Annotated in this window: 16 protein-coding genes; 14 read left to right on the plus strand and 2 right to left on the minus strand. The window is 58.6% G+C overall.

The features are described 5' to 3' along the window. Window positions 1–169: 169 nt before the first annotated feature. The 3 genes from GWR55_RS14615 to GWR55_RS14625 all read left to right on the plus strand — a co-directional run bounded on the left by GWR55_RS14615 (window position 170) and on the right by GWR55_RS14625 (window position 4071). Complete coding sequence (locus tag GWR55_RS14615; RefSeq protein ID WP_162402915.1) at window positions 170–511, plus strand: PadR family transcriptional regulator; 342 nt, start codon at window positions 170–172, stop codon at window positions 509–511. A 5-nt stretch (window positions 512–516) separates the two neighbouring features. Further along, window positions 517–3228 (plus strand): ABC transporter permease, encoded by a 2712-nt coding sequence (locus GWR55_RS14620; protein WP_162402916.1) that lies wholly within the window; start codon window positions 517–519, stop codon window positions 3226–3228. Window positions 3229–3549: 321 nt separating this feature from the next. Then, complete coding sequence (locus tag GWR55_RS14625; RefSeq protein WP_162402917.1) at window positions 3550–4071, plus strand: PEP-CTERM sorting domain-containing protein; 522 nt, start codon at window positions 3550–3552, stop codon at window positions 4069–4071. A gap of 320 nt (window positions 4072–4391) precedes the next feature. Here the strand turns inward: GWR55_RS14625 and GWR55_RS14630 are convergent, their stop codons facing one another. Then, complete coding sequence (locus GWR55_RS14630; protein WP_162402918.1) at window positions 4392–5270, minus strand: oxaloacetate decarboxylase; 879 nt, start codon at window positions 5268–5270, stop codon at window positions 4392–4394. A 74-nt stretch (window positions 5271–5344) separates the two neighbouring features. Then, window positions 5345–5734 (minus strand): YidH family protein, encoded by a 390-nt coding sequence (locus GWR55_RS14635; protein WP_162402919.1) that lies wholly within the window; start codon window positions 5732–5734, stop codon window positions 5345–5347. Window positions 5735–5812: 78 nt separating this feature from the next. Here GWR55_RS14635 and GWR55_RS14640 point away from each other — a divergent pair, with 78 nt between their 5' ends. The 11 genes from GWR55_RS14640 to GWR55_RS14690 all read left to right on the plus strand — a co-directional run bounded on the left by GWR55_RS14640 (window position 5813) and on the right by GWR55_RS14690 (window position 15801). Next, window positions 5813–6451 (plus strand): DUF1349 domain-containing protein, encoded by a 639-nt coding sequence (locus GWR55_RS14640; RefSeq protein ID WP_238398439.1) that lies wholly within the window; start codon window positions 5813–5815, stop codon window positions 6449–6451. A 212-nt stretch (window positions 6452–6663) separates the two neighbouring features. Further along, the gene (gene yajC / locus GWR55_RS14645) at window positions 6664–6978 is read left to right on the plus strand and encodes a preprotein translocase subunit YajC (RefSeq protein ID WP_162402920.1); all 315 of its coding nucleotides are present in this window, start codon (window positions 6664–6666) and stop codon (window positions 6976–6978) included. 92 nt (window positions 6979–7070) lie between these two features. Beyond that, window positions 7071–8678: a protein translocase subunit SecD gene (gene secD, locus GWR55_RS14650; RefSeq protein ID WP_162402921.1), complete on the plus strand. Its 1608-nt coding sequence runs from the start codon at window positions 7071–7073 to the stop codon at window positions 8676–8678. 55 nt (window positions 8679–8733) lie between these two features. Continuing rightward, window positions 8734–9696, plus strand: coding sequence for a protein translocase subunit SecF (gene secF, locus GWR55_RS14655; RefSeq protein ID WP_162402922.1), 963 nt, complete (start codon window positions 8734–8736; stop codon window positions 9694–9696). 102 nt (window positions 9697–9798) lie between these two features. Beyond that, complete coding sequence (locus GWR55_RS14660) at window positions 9799–10530, plus strand: energy transducer TonB (protein WP_162402923.1); 732 nt, start codon at window positions 9799–9801, stop codon at window positions 10528–10530. Between the two features lie 135 nt (window positions 10531–10665). Continuing rightward, window positions 10666–11406 carry a MotA/TolQ/ExbB proton channel family protein gene (locus tag GWR55_RS14665; RefSeq protein ID WP_162402924.1) on the plus strand — a complete coding sequence of 247 codons (741 nt, stop codon included), beginning with the start codon at window positions 10666–10668 and terminating at the stop codon, window positions 11404–11406. Between the two features lie 171 nt (window positions 11407–11577). Then, window positions 11578–12021: an ExbD/TolR family protein gene (locus GWR55_RS14670; protein ID WP_162402925.1), complete on the plus strand. Its 444-nt coding sequence runs from the start codon at window positions 11578–11580 to the stop codon at window positions 12019–12021. Window positions 12022–12076: 55 nt separating this feature from the next. Beyond that, a complete protein-coding gene (locus GWR55_RS14675) occupies window positions 12077–12511 on the plus strand; it encodes a biopolymer transporter ExbD (RefSeq protein WP_162402926.1) in 435 nt (144 codons plus the stop codon). A 305-nt stretch (window positions 12512–12816) separates the two neighbouring features. Further along, on the plus strand, window positions 12817–13638 hold the full coding sequence (locus GWR55_RS14680) for a hypothetical protein (RefSeq protein WP_162402927.1): 822 nt from the start codon (window positions 12817–12819) through the stop codon (window positions 13636–13638). Window positions 13639–13816: 178 nt separating this feature from the next. Further along, entirely contained in the window at window positions 13817–15310 is a 1494-nt protein-coding gene (gene accC, locus GWR55_RS14685; RefSeq protein ID WP_162402928.1) for an acetyl-CoA carboxylase biotin carboxylase subunit, read from the plus strand. After that, window positions 15307–15801, plus strand: coding sequence for an acetyl-CoA carboxylase biotin carboxyl carrier protein subunit (locus GWR55_RS14690; RefSeq protein WP_162402929.1), 495 nt, complete (start codon window positions 15307–15309; stop codon window positions 15799–15801). Before accC ends, GWR55_RS14690 begins: the two co-directional genes overlap by 4 nt. Window positions 15802–15856 lie beyond the last annotated feature (55 nt).

Consider the following 15856-nt stretch of genomic DNA (forward strand, 5'->3'; position numbering starts at 1 on the left):
TACTAACCACTCCCATCAATAAGTGCCATCTCAACCGGGGTTCAAAGCAGGGTGGGGCGATTTTTTCAGCCACGGTGAACCTTTCCATCATCGCAACGTATTCCTCTCCTATGGACACTGCAAAGGAAAAAGTAGATACTCCTTTGTAATATCCATAGGAGTATGGGAAATGACGCCGGAGAAGTCCGAGGTTTTACAGGGAACGCTGGATCTGATGATCCTGAAGACGCTGCATGCGCTGGGGCCTCTGCATGGGTTTGGCATAGCGCGGCGCATCGAGCAGCTGAGTGAGGACGTTCTCACGCTGAACGAGGGGACGGTGTATACCTCGCTGCTTCGCCTGCAGCAGAAAAAGTGGATCGCGAGTGAGTGGGGCATCTCGGAGAACAACCGGCGCGCGCGGTTCTACAGCATTACACGGCGGGGACTGAAACAGCTTGCGATTGAGACCGAGAACTGGGAGCGCATCTCGGGAGTCATCAGCCGCGTGCTGGCGCTTGAGGCAGAGTGATCGCCATGATCGAACGTGCGTTCATCTTTATGGCGAAGCTTGTTGCGTTCTTCCGGCAATCAGAGGACGATCTCGAGTTTCGTGAAGAGATGGAGGAGCACCTTTCGATGCTGGCGGAGAAGTACCGGAGCCAGGGAATGCGTGCAGACGAAGCCGAGCGCATGGCCCGGCGGCAGTTTGGGAATGTGACGTTGCTGACACAGAAGAGGAAGGAAGCGAGGACGACGATGTTCTTTTCCAATGTAATGCGCGATCTCAGATATGGCGTTCGTCAGCTGGCGAAGACACCGATCTTCACCAGCGTCTGTGTGCTGACGCTAGCCCTGGGTGTAGGTGCGAACACGGCCGTCTTCAGCGTGATGTATGCGGTGCTGGCGAAGATGCTTCCGGTGCACGATGCCTCGAAGGTGGTGTATGTGCACACCAGCCATTTTCCTTCGGGTGCGTTCAACAGCGGAGATATGGCGACTTCGTTCTCCTACGCGGCCTATCGTGAACTTCGCGAACATAGCGGGCTGCAGGAGGTGGTTGGCTATATCCCCATGTCGACCAGCGGAAAGGCGCCGGTGCGAACAGGCACATTGCCGGAAGAGGCTGCTGGCGATATGGTGAGCGGCAACTACTTCAGCGGGCTGGGTGTGGGCATGGAAGCGGGGCGGGGCTTCGTCGAGAAGGATGAGGATGATCATGCCGCGGTGACGGTGATCAGCGACCGGTTCTGGGAGAGCCACTATGCGCGCAATCCCAATGTGATCGGAAAGACGCTGATGATTAAGTCACACCCGTTCACGATCGTGGGGGTTGCGGCGAAAGGCTTTGAAGGGACGGAGGGCAGACTTCCGCTCGATTTCTGGATTCCGCTGCAGAGCCATCCTGACTTCAATGCCTGGGGGACTGCCACGGAGAACGACACGTACCTGACGAAACCGAGGTTCTGGTGCATGCGCCTGATGGCGCGAATTCCGGCCGGGGTCAGTGCGCCGCAGGCACTGGCGAAGGCGCAGGGCATCTTTCAGCAGGCGGCCTATCTAGGTATCGCACAGAAGCGAGCCGGAGAGAGGATTCCGCAGCTCTCGTTCTTTCCGGCGAAGCAGTTCGACGGGCAGGACGACTCGTTTGCGCGCTCGCTGAAGACGTTGATGGCGATGGTGGGGCTTGTCCTGGTGATCGCGATGTGCAACGTCGTGATGCTGTTGATGGCTCGCAACGCGAATCGTCAGAGAGAGTTCAGTATCCGGCTGGCGATCGGTGCGGGCCGCAGAGAGATTGCGCGTCAGCTTCTGACCGAGAGCTTTCTGCTGGTGGCACTCGGCGGGGCGGCGGCGTGGATTTTCGCCATAGGTGCGACGCGGGCTCTGGGATCGTGGGCGCAGATTGAGTCGAACCTTCAGCCGGATGCCGTCGTGTTGTGGTTCACGCTGAGCATACTGCTTCTGCTGGCGTTGATCTTCGGGCTCGCTCCGTTGCGTGCGGCCATGTCGTCGGGACCGGATCTGGCGCTGCGAAGCTCCGCTGCTGTTTCACAGACGAGCGTAAAGAAAATAAGGGCAGGCAATGCTGTCATCGTGGCGCAGGTCGCGATGTGTGTGGCCTTGCTGGTGGGCGCGGGGCTGCTGATGGGCACGCTGCGAAATCTGCTGAATATTGATCTTGGTCAGAAGACGGATGGACTTCTGGTCTTCGGCGTTCGAGCGCAGCATGCGACTACGAAGGAGGAGAGCATCGCCTTCTTCCAGATGCTGCAGCAGAGGCTGCGGGGGATGCCCGGCGTGGAGTCCGTCTCGCAGGCTTCGAACCGACCTGGGTCCGGATGGTCGGCCAACAATAGCGGGTTCTTGATCGATGGCCACAAGCCGATGAGCGTTGAGACCGATCAGGCTGTGTTCAGACAGAACACGGTGGGTTCTGATTTCTTCCGCACCATGGGAGTGCCCATCCTGGAGGGGAGGGACTTCTCCGATGCGGATACGGCCTCGGCTCCAGAGGTTGTGATCGTGAATGAGACCTTCGCGAAGAAGTATGTGGGAGATGTGAATGCTGTCGGTCACGTGATGGAGAACAGCAATGGGACGCATCCCCGGCTGATCATTGGGGTTGTGAAGGACCACAAATATACGGGGATCATGGAGCCGACGACGCCGATGCGCTGGATAGCCTTCACGCAGGACCGTCTGGAGAACGAGGTGGACGTGGAGATGCGGGTCAAGGGCGACCCGATGAAGATGCTTCCCACGGTGCGCAAGTTCATGCAGGAGATCAATCCGGACACACCGCTTCTGGAGCCGATGGCACAGAGCGAGGTCTTTCGGCAGTCGATCTCGCAGCAGATCATGTTTGCGCGGCTCGCGGGATGTTTCGGGGTGCTTGCCGTGGTGCTGATCGCTACAGGGCTCTACGGAACGCTGTCTTACCGGGTGAATAAACGCAGCGCGGAGATTGGGGTGCGGATGGCCCTGGGGGCACAGCGCTGGCAGATTGTGTGGATGGTGCTGCGTGGAAGCCTGGTCTTGACAATGATTGGCGTCGCCGCGGGGATTCCACTGGCGATTGCCGCCTCCAAAGGACTTTCGAGTTCTCTTTATGGAGTCAGTCCCCTGGACATCACCAGCTATCTGTTTGCGATTGCCGGCGTGGCAATTGTTGCGCTGGTCGCCAGTGGATTGCCTGCCGGACGAGCAGGCAGCGTCGATCCATCTGTGGCCTTACGGGCGGAGTAACAGGTATTCCTGACGAGGCGCGGTGCCGACACGGGACACGATTCTGCCTCATCTACCGTCTGCCCAATGGTTTCGTCAATTCTTAAACAAGTAAAAATACTTCGATAAGTTACACTTACGGGAATAGTCGAAGGGCCTGTCAGGAGATCGCATCAGTCTTCAGCAATGGTCCCGGTATGTCAGTATCGACGGCTGTCATGCGATTCATAGGAACCTGCACCGGAGGAAGTTTGGGCAGCAGTTCGCGCGCAACGCTTCCTGCAAGCCAGTGAAGGGTGACGAACTCGGTAGAGGTAAAGGCATTTCTTGGAGAGAAATCAAATGATCAATAAGAAGTCTGTTTCGCTTTGTGCTCTGGTATTCGCCGTTCTGCTTGGATTCAATTCACCCGCGTTTGCCGATCCGGTCGTCCTGGACGGCGTGATTGGCTCAACGGTCTCGTTTGACGCCGATATTCAGAACCCGATTGAAAATGTAGATACGCTCTTTCTGAACGGAAGCAGCTTCACGATCGACAGCCCGCTGAGCCTGAACGATCTGCTGCTCGTGAACTTCCCAGCCAGCATCGCAGCAGGCGATGAGGCCCTCGGAACCCTGTTCTCAGTCGACCTGCCGGTGGGCCTGGCTCCCGGCCTGTACAACGGAACCTACTTCATCCTGGGAGGGTTTACGCCTTCCGATCAGGAAACGCTGGCCGAGATCGATTTCCAGATTAACGCGCAACCGGCGGCCAGTCCGGTTCCCGAACCGGGTACGTGGGTGCTGCTGCTGACGGGGGCGGGCGCGGCTGGAATGATGCTGTTCGGAAAGCGCCGCCAGGTGTCGCCGGTCCGGGCTGCATAGCTGCCTGAGCAATCGTATGCAATAAGACGAGGACCCCAAGTGGGCCCTCGTCTTTATTTGAGACGCCTGTGAGTTGGCCCATCTTGGGGTGGACCGAGGGCAGCGGGCGGAACACATTCGCCGGTCCGGTTTCTCCAGGACTTCAGAAGGTGTCATCCTTCGACTCCGCTTCTCACGATGAGGCCTCGAGAAGCTTCGCTCAGGATGACACTTTCATCGGGGCCCGCAAAAGAGCATTCCGGAATCGCCGGATTCCGTGCATCGGTCATCACACATCCGGGCCATAACAAAGGGGATTTCGGACAGATTTGGACATACCTTTAGCGGTCGGCCTCGGCGATCGCAATCTCTGCCCGGTCCTTGCGGAAGAAGTTGTTGATCTCGTCGTATGGCGTGATGTGGTCGAGTCCTGCCATGGTGTGATCCCTGGCGATGCCGCGGGCCGCGGCGATGAAGCCAGTCCAGGCGGCGCGTGCCAGCGCGGAGCCGGTACTGACCCGGCGCACCCCGAGATCCTCGAGCTGCTGGAGCGAGAGCGGGGTGCTGGAGCTGACGAGGACGTTGACGGGCAACGGACCGGCGGTCTTGACGATGGCCTCGATCTCCTGGCGGGTGCGGGCTCCGGGGGCGTAGAGTACGTCGGCCCCGGCGACAGCGTAGGCCTCCAGGCGACGGAGCGACTCACGAAGCGGTTCAGGGTGCCCGGTCAGGAAGGCTTCAGCCCGGGCGGTGAGAAGAACGCCGGAACTTCCGATGGCCTGACGGGCGGCACGGATGCGCTCCGTAGCAAGCGAAAGCTCATAGAGCGGTCGCGAGGTATCCCCGGTAGCATCCTCGATGGAAAGACCGGCGACCCCGGTCGCGACACAAAGGCGCACGTTTTCCGCAACCTCGTTGGGAGAGTGTGCATAACCGGATTCAAAGTCGGCATTAATAGGTAGATCGACGGCGGAGGCGATGGAGCGGATGTGTTCAAGGGAGCTGTCGCGGGGTACGGCCCAGTCCGCATCGGGAAGGCCATGCGAGAAGGCGAATCCGGAGCTGGTCGTTGCCAGCGCCTTAAAGCCGAGCGAGCGGAGGTAACGTGCCGTGCCTACGTCCCATGGGTTCGGAATGACGAAAAAGCCGGATTGGTGAAGCGTGCGAAAGGCGGCCCGGCGGCTGGCGAAACGTTCCTGGGTGGCGGACGATAATTGCATGGACACCCTCCGGTTATTGTGACGCCCGCGCGCCCGAAGTGACTCATTTTTTTGGATATAGGACTGTTTTCGTCTTATTGAATGAGGAAGAGCCGGATGGCCATCAGGATTCCAATCACGGCAAGGAGGGAGGCAAGTGCGACTCCCATGCGAGAGATATTGCCTGGAATCCACTGCCCTTTTTTGAGTGCTCGAACGGTATGGGCATAATCGACCATTCCGATCAGGTTGACCGCAACGCCGATTACGATCAGGGTGATTCCGGTGAAAGTTGAGCCGGGAAAGTGGATCTCTGCTCCGAGACCGGTGAGATTGACCTGGCGGAGAAAGAGCCCGAACCGGGCGATGGCGAACCCAAGACCCATCAAGGCAAGCCCGGTCCGGATCCAGGCGAGCAGGGTGCGTTCGGCGGCAAAGTAGACTCGAGGATCACTCTCAGGAGAGCTGGGTTGGAGATCGGCCATGGGGCGGATTATAGATGCACCGATATAAGCCGGCTGACGGTAGCGCCAGCGTAGACTTGCGCCTGGAGGACGATCGTGATGATGACTTTTCGGAGGCTTGCAGGCAGCGTCGTGCTGTTGCTCACGGGACCAGTCATGGCACAGACCGCACAGACCGCGAATCGGGCGTGGCAACATGAGCCGGCGAAGTGGTCCGAGTCCGAAGGCGTTCTGACGGAGACAGTGTCAGCCGGGACAGACTACTGGCGCGTGACTCACTATGGATTTATCCGAGATAACGGACCCTTCCGGTATCAGGAGAAGAGTGGCGACTTCGAGGCAGAGGTAAGGGTTTCAGGCAGATACAGGGAGCTGTATCACCAGGCTGGCCTGATGATCCGCCTGGATGAGAAGAACTGGATCAAGACGGGCATCGAATTTGTGAACGGGAAGCAGAACGTCAGCGCCGTGGTGACCCGGGACGTCTCGGACTGGTCGGTGATTCCGCGCACGGACAGCCCGAAGTTCATCTGGCTGAGGCTGCAGCGCCGCAGGGATGCGGTGAGGATCGACTACTCGCTCGATCACTCTGCCTGGTCGATGCTGCGGCTCGCCTACTTTCCGCCGGATGTTCCAGTAAAGATTGGCATGGTGGCCGCCGCTCCCGGCAAACAGGATTTCGAGGTTACGTTCGATCACTTTAAGGTGGGGCCTCTGAGCAAAAGCAACGAGGAGTAGCAGGTAGGCACGAATGGAATCAAGGCGGAAAATAGCGTTGCCACCCCTGTCGGGTGCTGTGCAATTCCTTGACATGGGGGCGGGCGAACAGCGATGCTTAGGGGCTAGGCACCCAATTTTCGGCCTCTGCGCAGGATTGCGTCTTTTTCGCTCTTCCTGGGAAGTCTTTTTATGCGGTGGTGCCTCCCTAACAAGGGATTGGAGTTTTGAGGATGTTAGCAATCTGGTTGCAGAGCGCGTCGAGCGGGCTGGGAAGCCTGTCGGGCCTGGCGCTGCCGATTCTGTTCTTCGTCGTTCTGTACTTTCTGATGATCGTTCCGAATCAGAGGAAGCAGAAAAAATGGCAGGCGATGCTGGACCAGATCAAATCTGGCGACCGCGTGACGACCAACGGCGGCATTCGCGGCACGGTGCTGACGGTGAAGGATGACGCTGTGATTCTGCGCGTCCAGCCTGACGGGCTCAAGCTGGAGTTTGTAAAGAGCGCGATTGCCGCGGTGACCACCGATGAGGCAGCGGCGGCTTAAGCAGCCCGCCGATACACAGACGAGAGATCGAGAAGGAAGAGCGCGGACGCCAGAGAGCCGGTAAGGCAGCGGGCGCGGTGAAGTGAGAGATTATGGGAAAGAATCTGGCCAGTAAGACGGCGTTCATCATTGCAGTGCTTTTGGTCTTCTGCTACGGCATTGTGGGTATCCCGCACGGCGGCCTGAAAGCGTCGATCGCGCGACGGATCAACCTGGGGCTTGACCTGAAGGGCGGTATCCATCTGGTGCTTGAGGTTCACGTGAACGAGGCGATCGCCTCGGCGGTGGACCGCGACGCTGCCCGGCTGCAGACCGATCTGCAGGGCGCTGGGATGCCCGGGGTGAGTGCCGGCCGGACGGATCCGGCGAAGCCAAATACGATTGTGGTGAGCGGCATACCGTCCGGCAAGATGACGGACGCTCGCGGCATCTTCAACGGCGTCAATTACAACACCTACGACGTCTCCACCGGAGCCGATGGGACGGCGACGCTGAGCATGAAGGAAGCGGCGGTCCGCGACATGGCAAATCGCACGGTCGAGACCTCGATCGAGACGATCCGCGAGCGTGTCGACAAGCTGGGCGTAACCGAGCCGGTGATCCAGAAGTACGGCCTGGGCGATAACCAGATCCTGGTCGAGCTTCCGGGCCTGAGCGATCCGGGACGCGTCGAGGACATCATCCAGTCGACCGCAAAGCTTGAGATTCATGCTGTCGTGGGCGGTCCTTTTGGCACCGAGCAGGAGGCCCTGCAATCCACCGGGGGCGTTATTCCTGCCGATTCGGTCCTGATGCATGGCTCGGCCACTGCGGAGTCGCCGGACCAGGTATGGCTGCTGAAGCGGGTCAGCGAGGTGGAGGGAACAGACTTCCGTGACGCGCAGCCCTCGACCGATCAGAACGGCCGTCCGAACATCACCTTTACCTTGACGACAGATGCCGGGAACCGCTTCTACAAATACACCAGTGAACACAGTTCGACCAGCTCGTCGCCGGGTTCGATGGCCATTGTGCTGGATAACAAGGTGAAAGAGGTCGCCAGCATCAACTCGGCTATCCGCGACCGCGGCGAGATCGAAGGGGGATTCACCAAGCAGCAGGCGAACGATCTCTCGCTGATGCTGCGAACCGGAGCCCTTCCGGCGACGATCTCGTTCCTTGAGACCCGCACGGTGGGACCGAGCCTGGGAGCGGCGTCGATCCGCCAGGGAATTATTGCGGCCGTGGTCGGCCTGCTGGCCGTGATGGCCTTCATGCTGGTCTACTATCGCGGTGCCGGAATCAACGCCTGCCTGGCACTCATCCTCAACCTGGTGATTCTGCTCGGGTTTATGGGGTTTGCCGGGTCGGTGCTGACTCTGCCGGGAATTGCTGGCGTCATCCTGACGATCGGTATGGGCGTCGACTCGAACGTGCTGATCTTCGAGCGTATCCGTGAAGAGCTGCGGGCGGGCAAATCGTCGCCGATGGCGGTGCAGCTGGGATTTGCGCATGCCTGGACGACGATTCTTGATACGCACGTTACGACGATCGTCTCGGCGCTGATCCTGTTCCTCTTCGGCACCGGGCCGGTGCGCGGATTTGCAGTCACCCTGGCGTTTGGTCTTCTGGCCAACCTGTTTACCGCTGTCTACGTCTCCCGCGTCATCTTCGATGCGCACCTGCAGAACAAAGAGCGTGGAGCGACGATTTCGGTCTAGTTGACTTTTATGAGATTTGCGGGGCCTCCGGGTCACCGCTCGAGGATGCAAGAGCGTGGAATTCTTTCATGATATAAACATCGACTGGCTGGGGAAGAAGTGGTATTTCCTCGGATTTTCGCTGATCTTCTCCATCGTCGGCCTGTTCAGTATTTTTTTCTGGCACGGTATTCCCAAGGGCGTGGACTTTACCGGGGGAACCCAGATTCGCGTGGCGTTCGATGCGCCGCCGAATGAGGACCACATCCGGGAGGCGATGAACAAGGCCGGGGTGCATGATGCGCGGATTCAGCGCGTGAGCGATCCCAGCGGCCACGCTGCCAACAAGGTCATCATTGCTCTTCCGATCTCGTCTGCGACCGACCAGGCGCACGATGCCGGAAGGACGGCGGTCGAAAATGCACTTGCGACCAATTATCACGACTCCAAGGCGACGGTGGAGCAGGTGGAGATTGTAGGACCGACCGCCGGTAAGCAGCTGCAAAACCAGGCTTTGCTGGCGACGCTGTACTCGATGCTCGGCATGCTGATCTACCTGTGGTTCCGGTTTGAGCTGATCTACGGCATCGCCGCTGTCATCGCTGTCCTCCACGACACGTTGATTACGATAGGAGCGTTCAGCATTACGAATCAGGAGATTACCCTGACGGTGATTGCGGCGATCCTCACCCTGATCGGCTATTCCATGAACGACACGATCGTCGTCTTTGACCGTATCCGGGAGAACCTGACGGGTTCGCGGAAGGCAGTGCTTGCCGATGTGGTGAACCATGCAATCAACCAGACACTGAGCCGGACGGTTCTGACCTCAGGGCTTACATTTCTGACGGTGCTCAGCCTGTATCTGTTTGGAGGCGAGGTCCTGCACGGCTTCTCGTTCGCCCTGGTGGTGGGCATTCTGGTTGGAACCTACTCTTCCATCGCAGTGGCATCCCCGATGCTGGTCGCCTATCAGCAGTGGAGGACGCAGCATGGAAAGACGCCTACTCTGCCCACAGGGAAGCGCGTGAAGGCCTAGATATTTCTTCGGGAAAAGATTCAGAAATTAAGCAGCAATTCGGGAACAAACAGAATTAGCGCGGTGTCTATACACAAATAGCTCTTCTCCGAGAGGCTGGATATGTTTGAAGATGCATTGATGGAATCCGGCGGCAAGATCAAGACCAAGTCCAAGTACTGGATGATCGGCACCTTTATTATTAATGGTTCGATTATTGCGATTCTGGCCTTGATTCCGCTGCTGTATCCCGAGGCTCTGCCGAAGACGGCGATGACGGCCATGCTGACTGCGCCACCCCCGCCACCCCCGCCGCCGCCACCTCCGCCGCCGGCACAGGTGGTTAAGCCGATCAAGATGATTTCGGAGATCGATCAGGGCCTTCATGCCCCGACCAAGATTCCCAAGGACATCAAGATGTTGAAGGAAGAGGCTGCGCCTCCGCCGACGATGGCCGGTGTTGCCGGAATGAGCGGCATGGGGTCCGGTACCGGTGTTCCTGGCGGTGTGATGGGTGGGATTGGCAGTGGTCCTGCCCCGGTCGTCAAGGTCGAGAAGCCGAAGGGCCCGGTTCGTGTTTCGAGCGGCGTAGTTCAGGGTAATGCGATCTCGCAGCCGAAGCCGATCTATCCTCCGATCGCCAAAGCGGCGCATGTCTCTGGCGCGGTTGTTTTGCACGCTCTGATCTCGAAGTCAGGTACGATTCAGAACCTGCAGGTGGTCAGCGGTCCCGAGATGCTGCGCGCTGCAGCTCTGGATGCTGTGAGGCAATGGCGGTATAAGCCTTACGTTCTGAATGGGGAGCCAACCGAAGTCGAGACAACGATTACGGTCAACTTCAACTTCGGCGGCTAGCTCTTTCAGGCGGGCGCCTGCTGTTGGGGTGTCCCGAGGCGACAACGAAATTCGCCGGCAGATTTCTCGCGGTCTATGGAGATCTCCGGATGTGAAATACGAAAGCTTAGAGTTTCCAATCAGGAGGAATATTCTGTGATTCTCGCTCATCTCGCAAACATGGCTCATGTCCCCACCTCGCTCGCAATGTTTTTCCAGGAGGCGCAGGTAGGATTCAGCCCCCTGCAGCTCTGGGGCAACATGGGTAATCTGGCCCGTGCGGTCGTTATCCTTCTGTTCATCATGTCGATCTGGTCATTGGCTGTGATCATCGACCGCGCTCTCTACTTCTCAGCGGCCCGCAAGCAGTCCCGCGAGTTCGCTCCCAAGGTTGCCGGAGCCCTCAAGGACGGCCGTCTGGACGAGGCGATCAAGGTTGCCGATCGTTCGAAGAAGTCGCACCTGGCCGAAGTTGTTACGGCCGGCCTGCAGGAGTTCCGCAGCTTCGGTTCCGGCGGCGCGATCACCGATGAGCAGATCGAAAGCTCCAAGCGCGCTCTCGAGCGTTCCGAAGCGATCGTTCATGCCAAGCTGAAGCGCGGTCTTGGCGGTCTGGCCACCATCGGTTCGACGGCGCCGTTTATCGGACTGTTCGGAACTGTGGTCGGTATCTTGAACGCCTTCCAACAGATCGCTACGCAGAAGACTTCCGGTATCGGCGCCGTCGCCGGCGGTATCTCTGAGGCTCTGGTTACGACCGCTTTCGGTCTTCTGGTTGCCATCCCGGCCGTTATGACGTTCAACTACTTCACCGGCAAGGTTGAAGCTTTCGACGTAGAGATGGACAACAGCTCCAGCGAGCTGGTGGACTACTTCATCAAGCAGAGCCACCGGTAAGCCCCGCCTCCGCGATGAAGCGGAGCAAGGAACATCCTGCGAGAATGACAGTTCGTCTCCCCTGGGACGCCATGTAAAGGTGGCGTCCCGGAGGGAGTCGAGACGGGAGTCAGGCTCCAGGTCGAATCGCAGGAACGTTGAACACGGCGCATCCGGACGGAGTATAGAAATATGGCGATGGCAAAGAGGGACGAGGGGAGTAAGGTCAACTCCAACATCAATGTGACCCCGATGGTCGACGTGATGCTGGTGCTTTTGATCATCTTCATGGTCATCACTCCCATGTTGAACAACAAGGTCAACGTCGATCTTGCGAAGACCGATTCGGCAGTGGTGATGGAAGACGCGAATAAGGAAGACGCAATCACGGTGGCGGTGACCCGTGACGGCCGCACCTTCCTTGGGGCAGACCAGATCACGATCGACGATCTGGGACCGAAGATCTCGGCGAAGCTCGAGAACAGGACCAATAAAGAGGTCTATATGCGAGCCGACGCCCGGGCGAATTATGGCAAGGTGATGGATGCCGTTGACGGTATCCGCGCCGGTGGCGTAAGTCAGCTTGGACTTCTGACAGAGAAGCGTGAGACGGATGAGAACGTAACGACGAAGTAAGGACACGCTGTTCCGCCTCCGATGCGGCGGTCGGGAGTGTCAAGGAGAGTTTGTTATGGGAATGAGTGCTGGAAGTTCGGGCGGAGCAGTATCGGAGATCAACGTTACGCCGCTGATCGACGTTCTGCTGGTGCTCCTGATCATCTTCATGGTGATCGTGCCGGTGACTCCGAAGGGTCTGGACACGCTGGTGCCGCAGCCCCCGAAGAACAAGACGCAGAGCGAACCGAATGATCGCACGATCGTCGTGCAGGTTCTATCCAACGGCGCGGGGGCTCCGTCGTACAAGATCAACGATACGTCCTTCAACAAGCAGGACATCGAACCGAAGCTGGTTGAGATCTTCTCAACCCGCCAGGAGAAGGTGATGTTTGTGAAGGGCGACAAGGATTTGGACTTCAGCAAGGTTGCCGAAGTCATCGATTTTGGTCATCAGGCCGGGGTGGATAATATTGGCTTGATCACTCCTCGTGTCGAAGCAGGACAGTAAGCGTTAGTCAGGCTCGCATCAGGGTTTTGGCGATCGGGCGGTCCAGCTGTTTTAGAGCGGCCGCCCGATTCGTTTGCATCACTTTCGTCTTCTGTTCTAAGAGCTTACTGGAGCGTTATCGCTGAGTCTTTCCTCCGGGTGCCGGTAGACGAGAAAATTTAAAGAATCGAAGGATATAGGCTATCCGCCACTGGTCACAGACGGCGGTCATACCATACAATCAACCGGCAAGCAAAAATAAGGTTTCTTGCCGCATTGCCGTCCCCAGACAATACGCGCCCATTTTGAAGGAGATATCACGTCCCATGAAATTGACTGCACGGATCCCGGTTACGGCCGCTCTGCTGGCGCTGATGCTTAGTTCTGTAACCGGGTGCAACCGCCTGAAGGCGCGTGACCAGTTGACCAAGGGTGTGCAGGCATTCAAGAATGCCCGCTACGAAGAAGCGGTCAACCACTTTCAGACTGCAATTGACCTGGATCCGAACTACGATACGGCCAAACTCTACCTTGCGACTTCTTATTCCTACCAGGTCGTTCCCAATCTCGATACCCCGGAAAACCTGGCGTTAGCCCAGAAAGCGCTGCAAGGCTTTAACGAGATCCTCCAAAAAGATCCGAACGATGTGGGTGCGCTCAAGCAGATTGCCTCGATCGACTTCAACATCAAGAAGTTCGAGGAAGCCAAGGAATATCAGAGGAAGGTAATTGCGCTGGACGGCAATGATTCAGAGGCTCACTATACCGTGGGTGTGGTGGACTGGATTCAAGCCTACAAGAACGCCCAGACCATTCTTGCTGCTGAAGGACTGACCGACGACGGCAACGGCAACGTCAAGAAGAGCAAGGCTGCCTGCCAGAAGCTGCAGGAGCAGAATGGTGCTCTGGTCGATGAGTCGCTGCAGTACCTGCAGAAAGCAGTCGATCTGAATCCGACTTATGACGACGCCATGCAGTACCTGAATCTCGCCTATCGCCGTAAGGCAGATCTGGAGTGCGGCAACGACGCGGCTCGCAAGGACGACCTCGCCAAGGCCGATGAGTGGAGTCAGAAGGCGATGGGAGCCCGCAAGGAGAACGAAAAGAAGAAGGAAGAGAAGAACCAGGGCGGAATCGAGATGAAGTAAGCCTCAATCTCCTCAGACTTCCAAACACCACCGAAGAGCCTCCCGCACCGGGAGGCTCTTCCATTTGGGATTGCTCTCGGCGGGCGCTCTTTACCCATGAGTGAGCCACAGAGGAATTCCGGCAGAGACGGGTTTTGACGGAACTCTGCGGAGCTTTAGAATTTCGGCTTACTGCCTTATGAAAAAAGTGCTGATTGCAAACCGGGGTGAGATCGCAGTTCGCGTGATGCGGACGTGCCGCGAAATGGGATTGCGAACTGTAGCGGTGTACTCCGACGTCGATCGAGCCTCGCTGCATGTGGCGCACGCCGATGAGGCCTACCGCCTGGGACCTGGGCCGGCGACAGAGAGTTATCTCCGTGGCGATCTGATCCTTGAGATCGCGAGACGGGCCGGTGCGGACGCTATTCACCCTGGCTATGGATTTCTTTCGGAGAATCCCTCGTTTGCCGAAGCGTGTGAGAGTGCGGGCATCACTTTCATCGGTCCGCCTGCAAGTGCAATGCGTGCCCTGGGATCGAAGACGCGGGCGCGCCAGGCAGCCGATGCCGCCGGGTTGCCACGAGTTCCCGGGAGCGTGACCGGCCTTGTCGATCTTGAGGAAGCCCACAGAGTCGCTGCCGGGATCGGCTATCCCGTCATGCTGAAGGCGTCTGCCGGAGGGGGTGGCAAGGGAATGCGTGCGGTGTCTTCGGCCGCCGAGCTTCCCGCGGCCTATGCCACTGCGAGCAGTGAGGCCGAGCGCAGCTTCGGCTCCGGCGAGGTCTACCTGGAGAAGTTGATCGAGCGCCCCCGCCACATCGAAGTGCAGGTGATGGCGGACGCGCACGGCCGGTGCCTCTACCTGGGTGAACGCGAGTGCTCGGTCCAGAGGCGGCACCAGAAGGTGATCGAAGAAGCTCCTTCACCGGTGGTGGATGAGGACCTGCGACGAAGGATGGGAGAGGCGGCAGTACGCCTTGCTCTCTCAGCCGGGTACGTCAATGCTGGGACGGTCGAGTTCCTCGTCGACGAAGAACGCAACTTCTACTTTCTAGAGATGAACACGCGCCTACAGGTGGAGCATCCAGTAACGGAACTGGTCACCGGTCTCGACCTGGTCGAGATGCAGATTCGCATCGCTATGGGAGAACCGCTGCCTCTGCGGCAGCACGATATTATCCTGCGCGGACATGCGGTCGAGTGCCGCATCTACGCGGAGGACCCGGACAACAACTTTATGCCCTCGCCAGGAAAGATTACGCGGTTTCTGCAACCAGGTGGCCCCGGCGTGCGCGAGGACTGTGGAGTGTACGAGGGATGGACCGTACCTCTGGAGTACGACCCGATGCTCTCAAAGCTGATTACCTATGGAGCGACGCGAGAGATCGTGATCAAGCGGATGCTGCGCGCGCTCGACGAGTACACCATCGGAGGAATCCGCGCCAATATCGGCTTGTTCCGTCGCATTCTCTCCGATGGCGATTTTCGCAAGGCGGCGATTGACACCGGCTATCTTGAGAGACTGCTTTCACAGCCGCACGAGAGTGAAGCAGCCAGTGTCCCGAAAGAGGTGATCGCGCTCGCCGCTGCCATTTTGACCAGGGCGGAGAAGCGGCGTGAGAATCCCGCGCCTCCGATGACGCTGAGCCGATGGAAGGTGGCCGGAAGAGAGGAAGGGCTGCGAGGATGACAACCTGGCTGCGTATCGGCGACGAGAGACTTCGAATCGAGCTTCCCGAAAATTGCGCCGAGGCTGGCCGCATGACGTGCAGCGTTGCGGATCGCACTGTAGAGGTGGACGCAACTTTCCTGGGCTGCGAGGGGCTTTCGTTGCTCGTGGATGGAAGGCAGTACCGCTGTGCGCTGGACGGCGATGCCGTAGTGATCGCAGGACGGCGCTACGAGTTTACGATCGAGGATCCGCGTGCTCTGCGGGGGCGTGGTGGAGCGGGTGAAGGCGGCTCGGGTCCGCGTGCCGTCAAGGCCCCAATGCCCGGAAGGGTAGTACGTGTCCTGGTTGTTGAAGGTGACGAGGTTGAGGCGTTGCAGGGCGTGGTCGTCATCGAGGCCATGAAGATGCAGAACGAGCTGAAGGTTCCGCGGGCAGGCCGCATCTCCAGGGTGGCCATTACGGCCGATACGACGGTTGAAGCAGGACAGGTCCTGATCGTCGTGGAATAGCAAACTCAGAGAAGGGAAATAACCCTTGACATTCGACAGGAGAAGAGCGCATTCT

It is taken from the genome of Edaphobacter sp. 12200R-103 (genome assembly GCF_010093025.1).
In the GTDB taxonomy this organism is placed as follows: Bacteria; Acidobacteriota; Terriglobia; order Terriglobales; family Acidobacteriaceae; genus Edaphobacter.

Bases quoted from the DNA above. Each gene is read 5' to 3' on its own strand.
- GWR55_RS14635 (WP_162402919.1), bottom strand. From the start codon at position 5,734: ATGGCCGATCTCCAACCCAGCTCTCCTGAGAGTGATCCTCGAGTCTAC.
- secD (WP_162402921.1), top strand. From the start codon at position 7,071: ATGGGAAAGAATCTGGCCAGTAAGACGGCGTTCATCATTGCAGTGCTT.
- GWR55_RS14630 (WP_162402918.1), bottom strand. From the start codon at position 5,270: ATGCAATTATCGTCCGCCACCCAGGAACGTTTCGCCAGCCGCCGGGCC.
- GWR55_RS14660 (WP_162402923.1), top strand. From the start codon at position 9,799: ATGTTTGAAGATGCATTGATGGAATCCGGCGGCAAGATCAAGACCAAG.
- GWR55_RS14675 (WP_162402926.1), top strand. From the start codon at position 12,077: ATGGGAATGAGTGCTGGAAGTTCGGGCGGAGCAGTATCGGAGATCAAC.
- accC (WP_162402928.1), top strand. From the start codon at position 13,817: ATGAAAAAAGTGCTGATTGCAAACCGGGGTGAGATCGCAGTTCGCGTG.
- GWR55_RS14640 (WP_238398439.1), top strand. From the start codon at position 5,813: ATGATGACTTTTCGGAGGCTTGCAGGCAGCGTCGTGCTGTTGCTCACG.
- GWR55_RS14670 (WP_162402925.1), top strand. From the start codon at position 11,578: ATGGCGATGGCAAAGAGGGACGAGGGGAGTAAGGTCAACTCCAACATC.
- yajC (WP_162402920.1), top strand. From the start codon at position 6,664: ATGTTAGCAATCTGGTTGCAGAGCGCGTCGAGCGGGCTGGGAAGCCTG.
- GWR55_RS14620 (WP_162402916.1), top strand. From the start codon at position 517: ATGATCGAACGTGCGTTCATCTTTATGGCGAAGCTTGTTGCGTTCTTC.
- GWR55_RS14615 (WP_162402915.1), top strand. From the start codon at position 170: ATGACGCCGGAGAAGTCCGAGGTTTTACAGGGAACGCTGGATCTGATG.
- GWR55_RS14625 (WP_162402917.1), top strand. From the start codon at position 3,550: ATGATCAATAAGAAGTCTGTTTCGCTTTGTGCTCTGGTATTCGCCGTT.
- GWR55_RS14690 (WP_162402929.1), top strand. From the start codon at position 15,307: ATGACAACCTGGCTGCGTATCGGCGACGAGAGACTTCGAATCGAGCTT.
- GWR55_RS14680 (WP_162402927.1), top strand. From the start codon at position 12,817: ATGAAATTGACTGCACGGATCCCGGTTACGGCCGCTCTGCTGGCGCTG.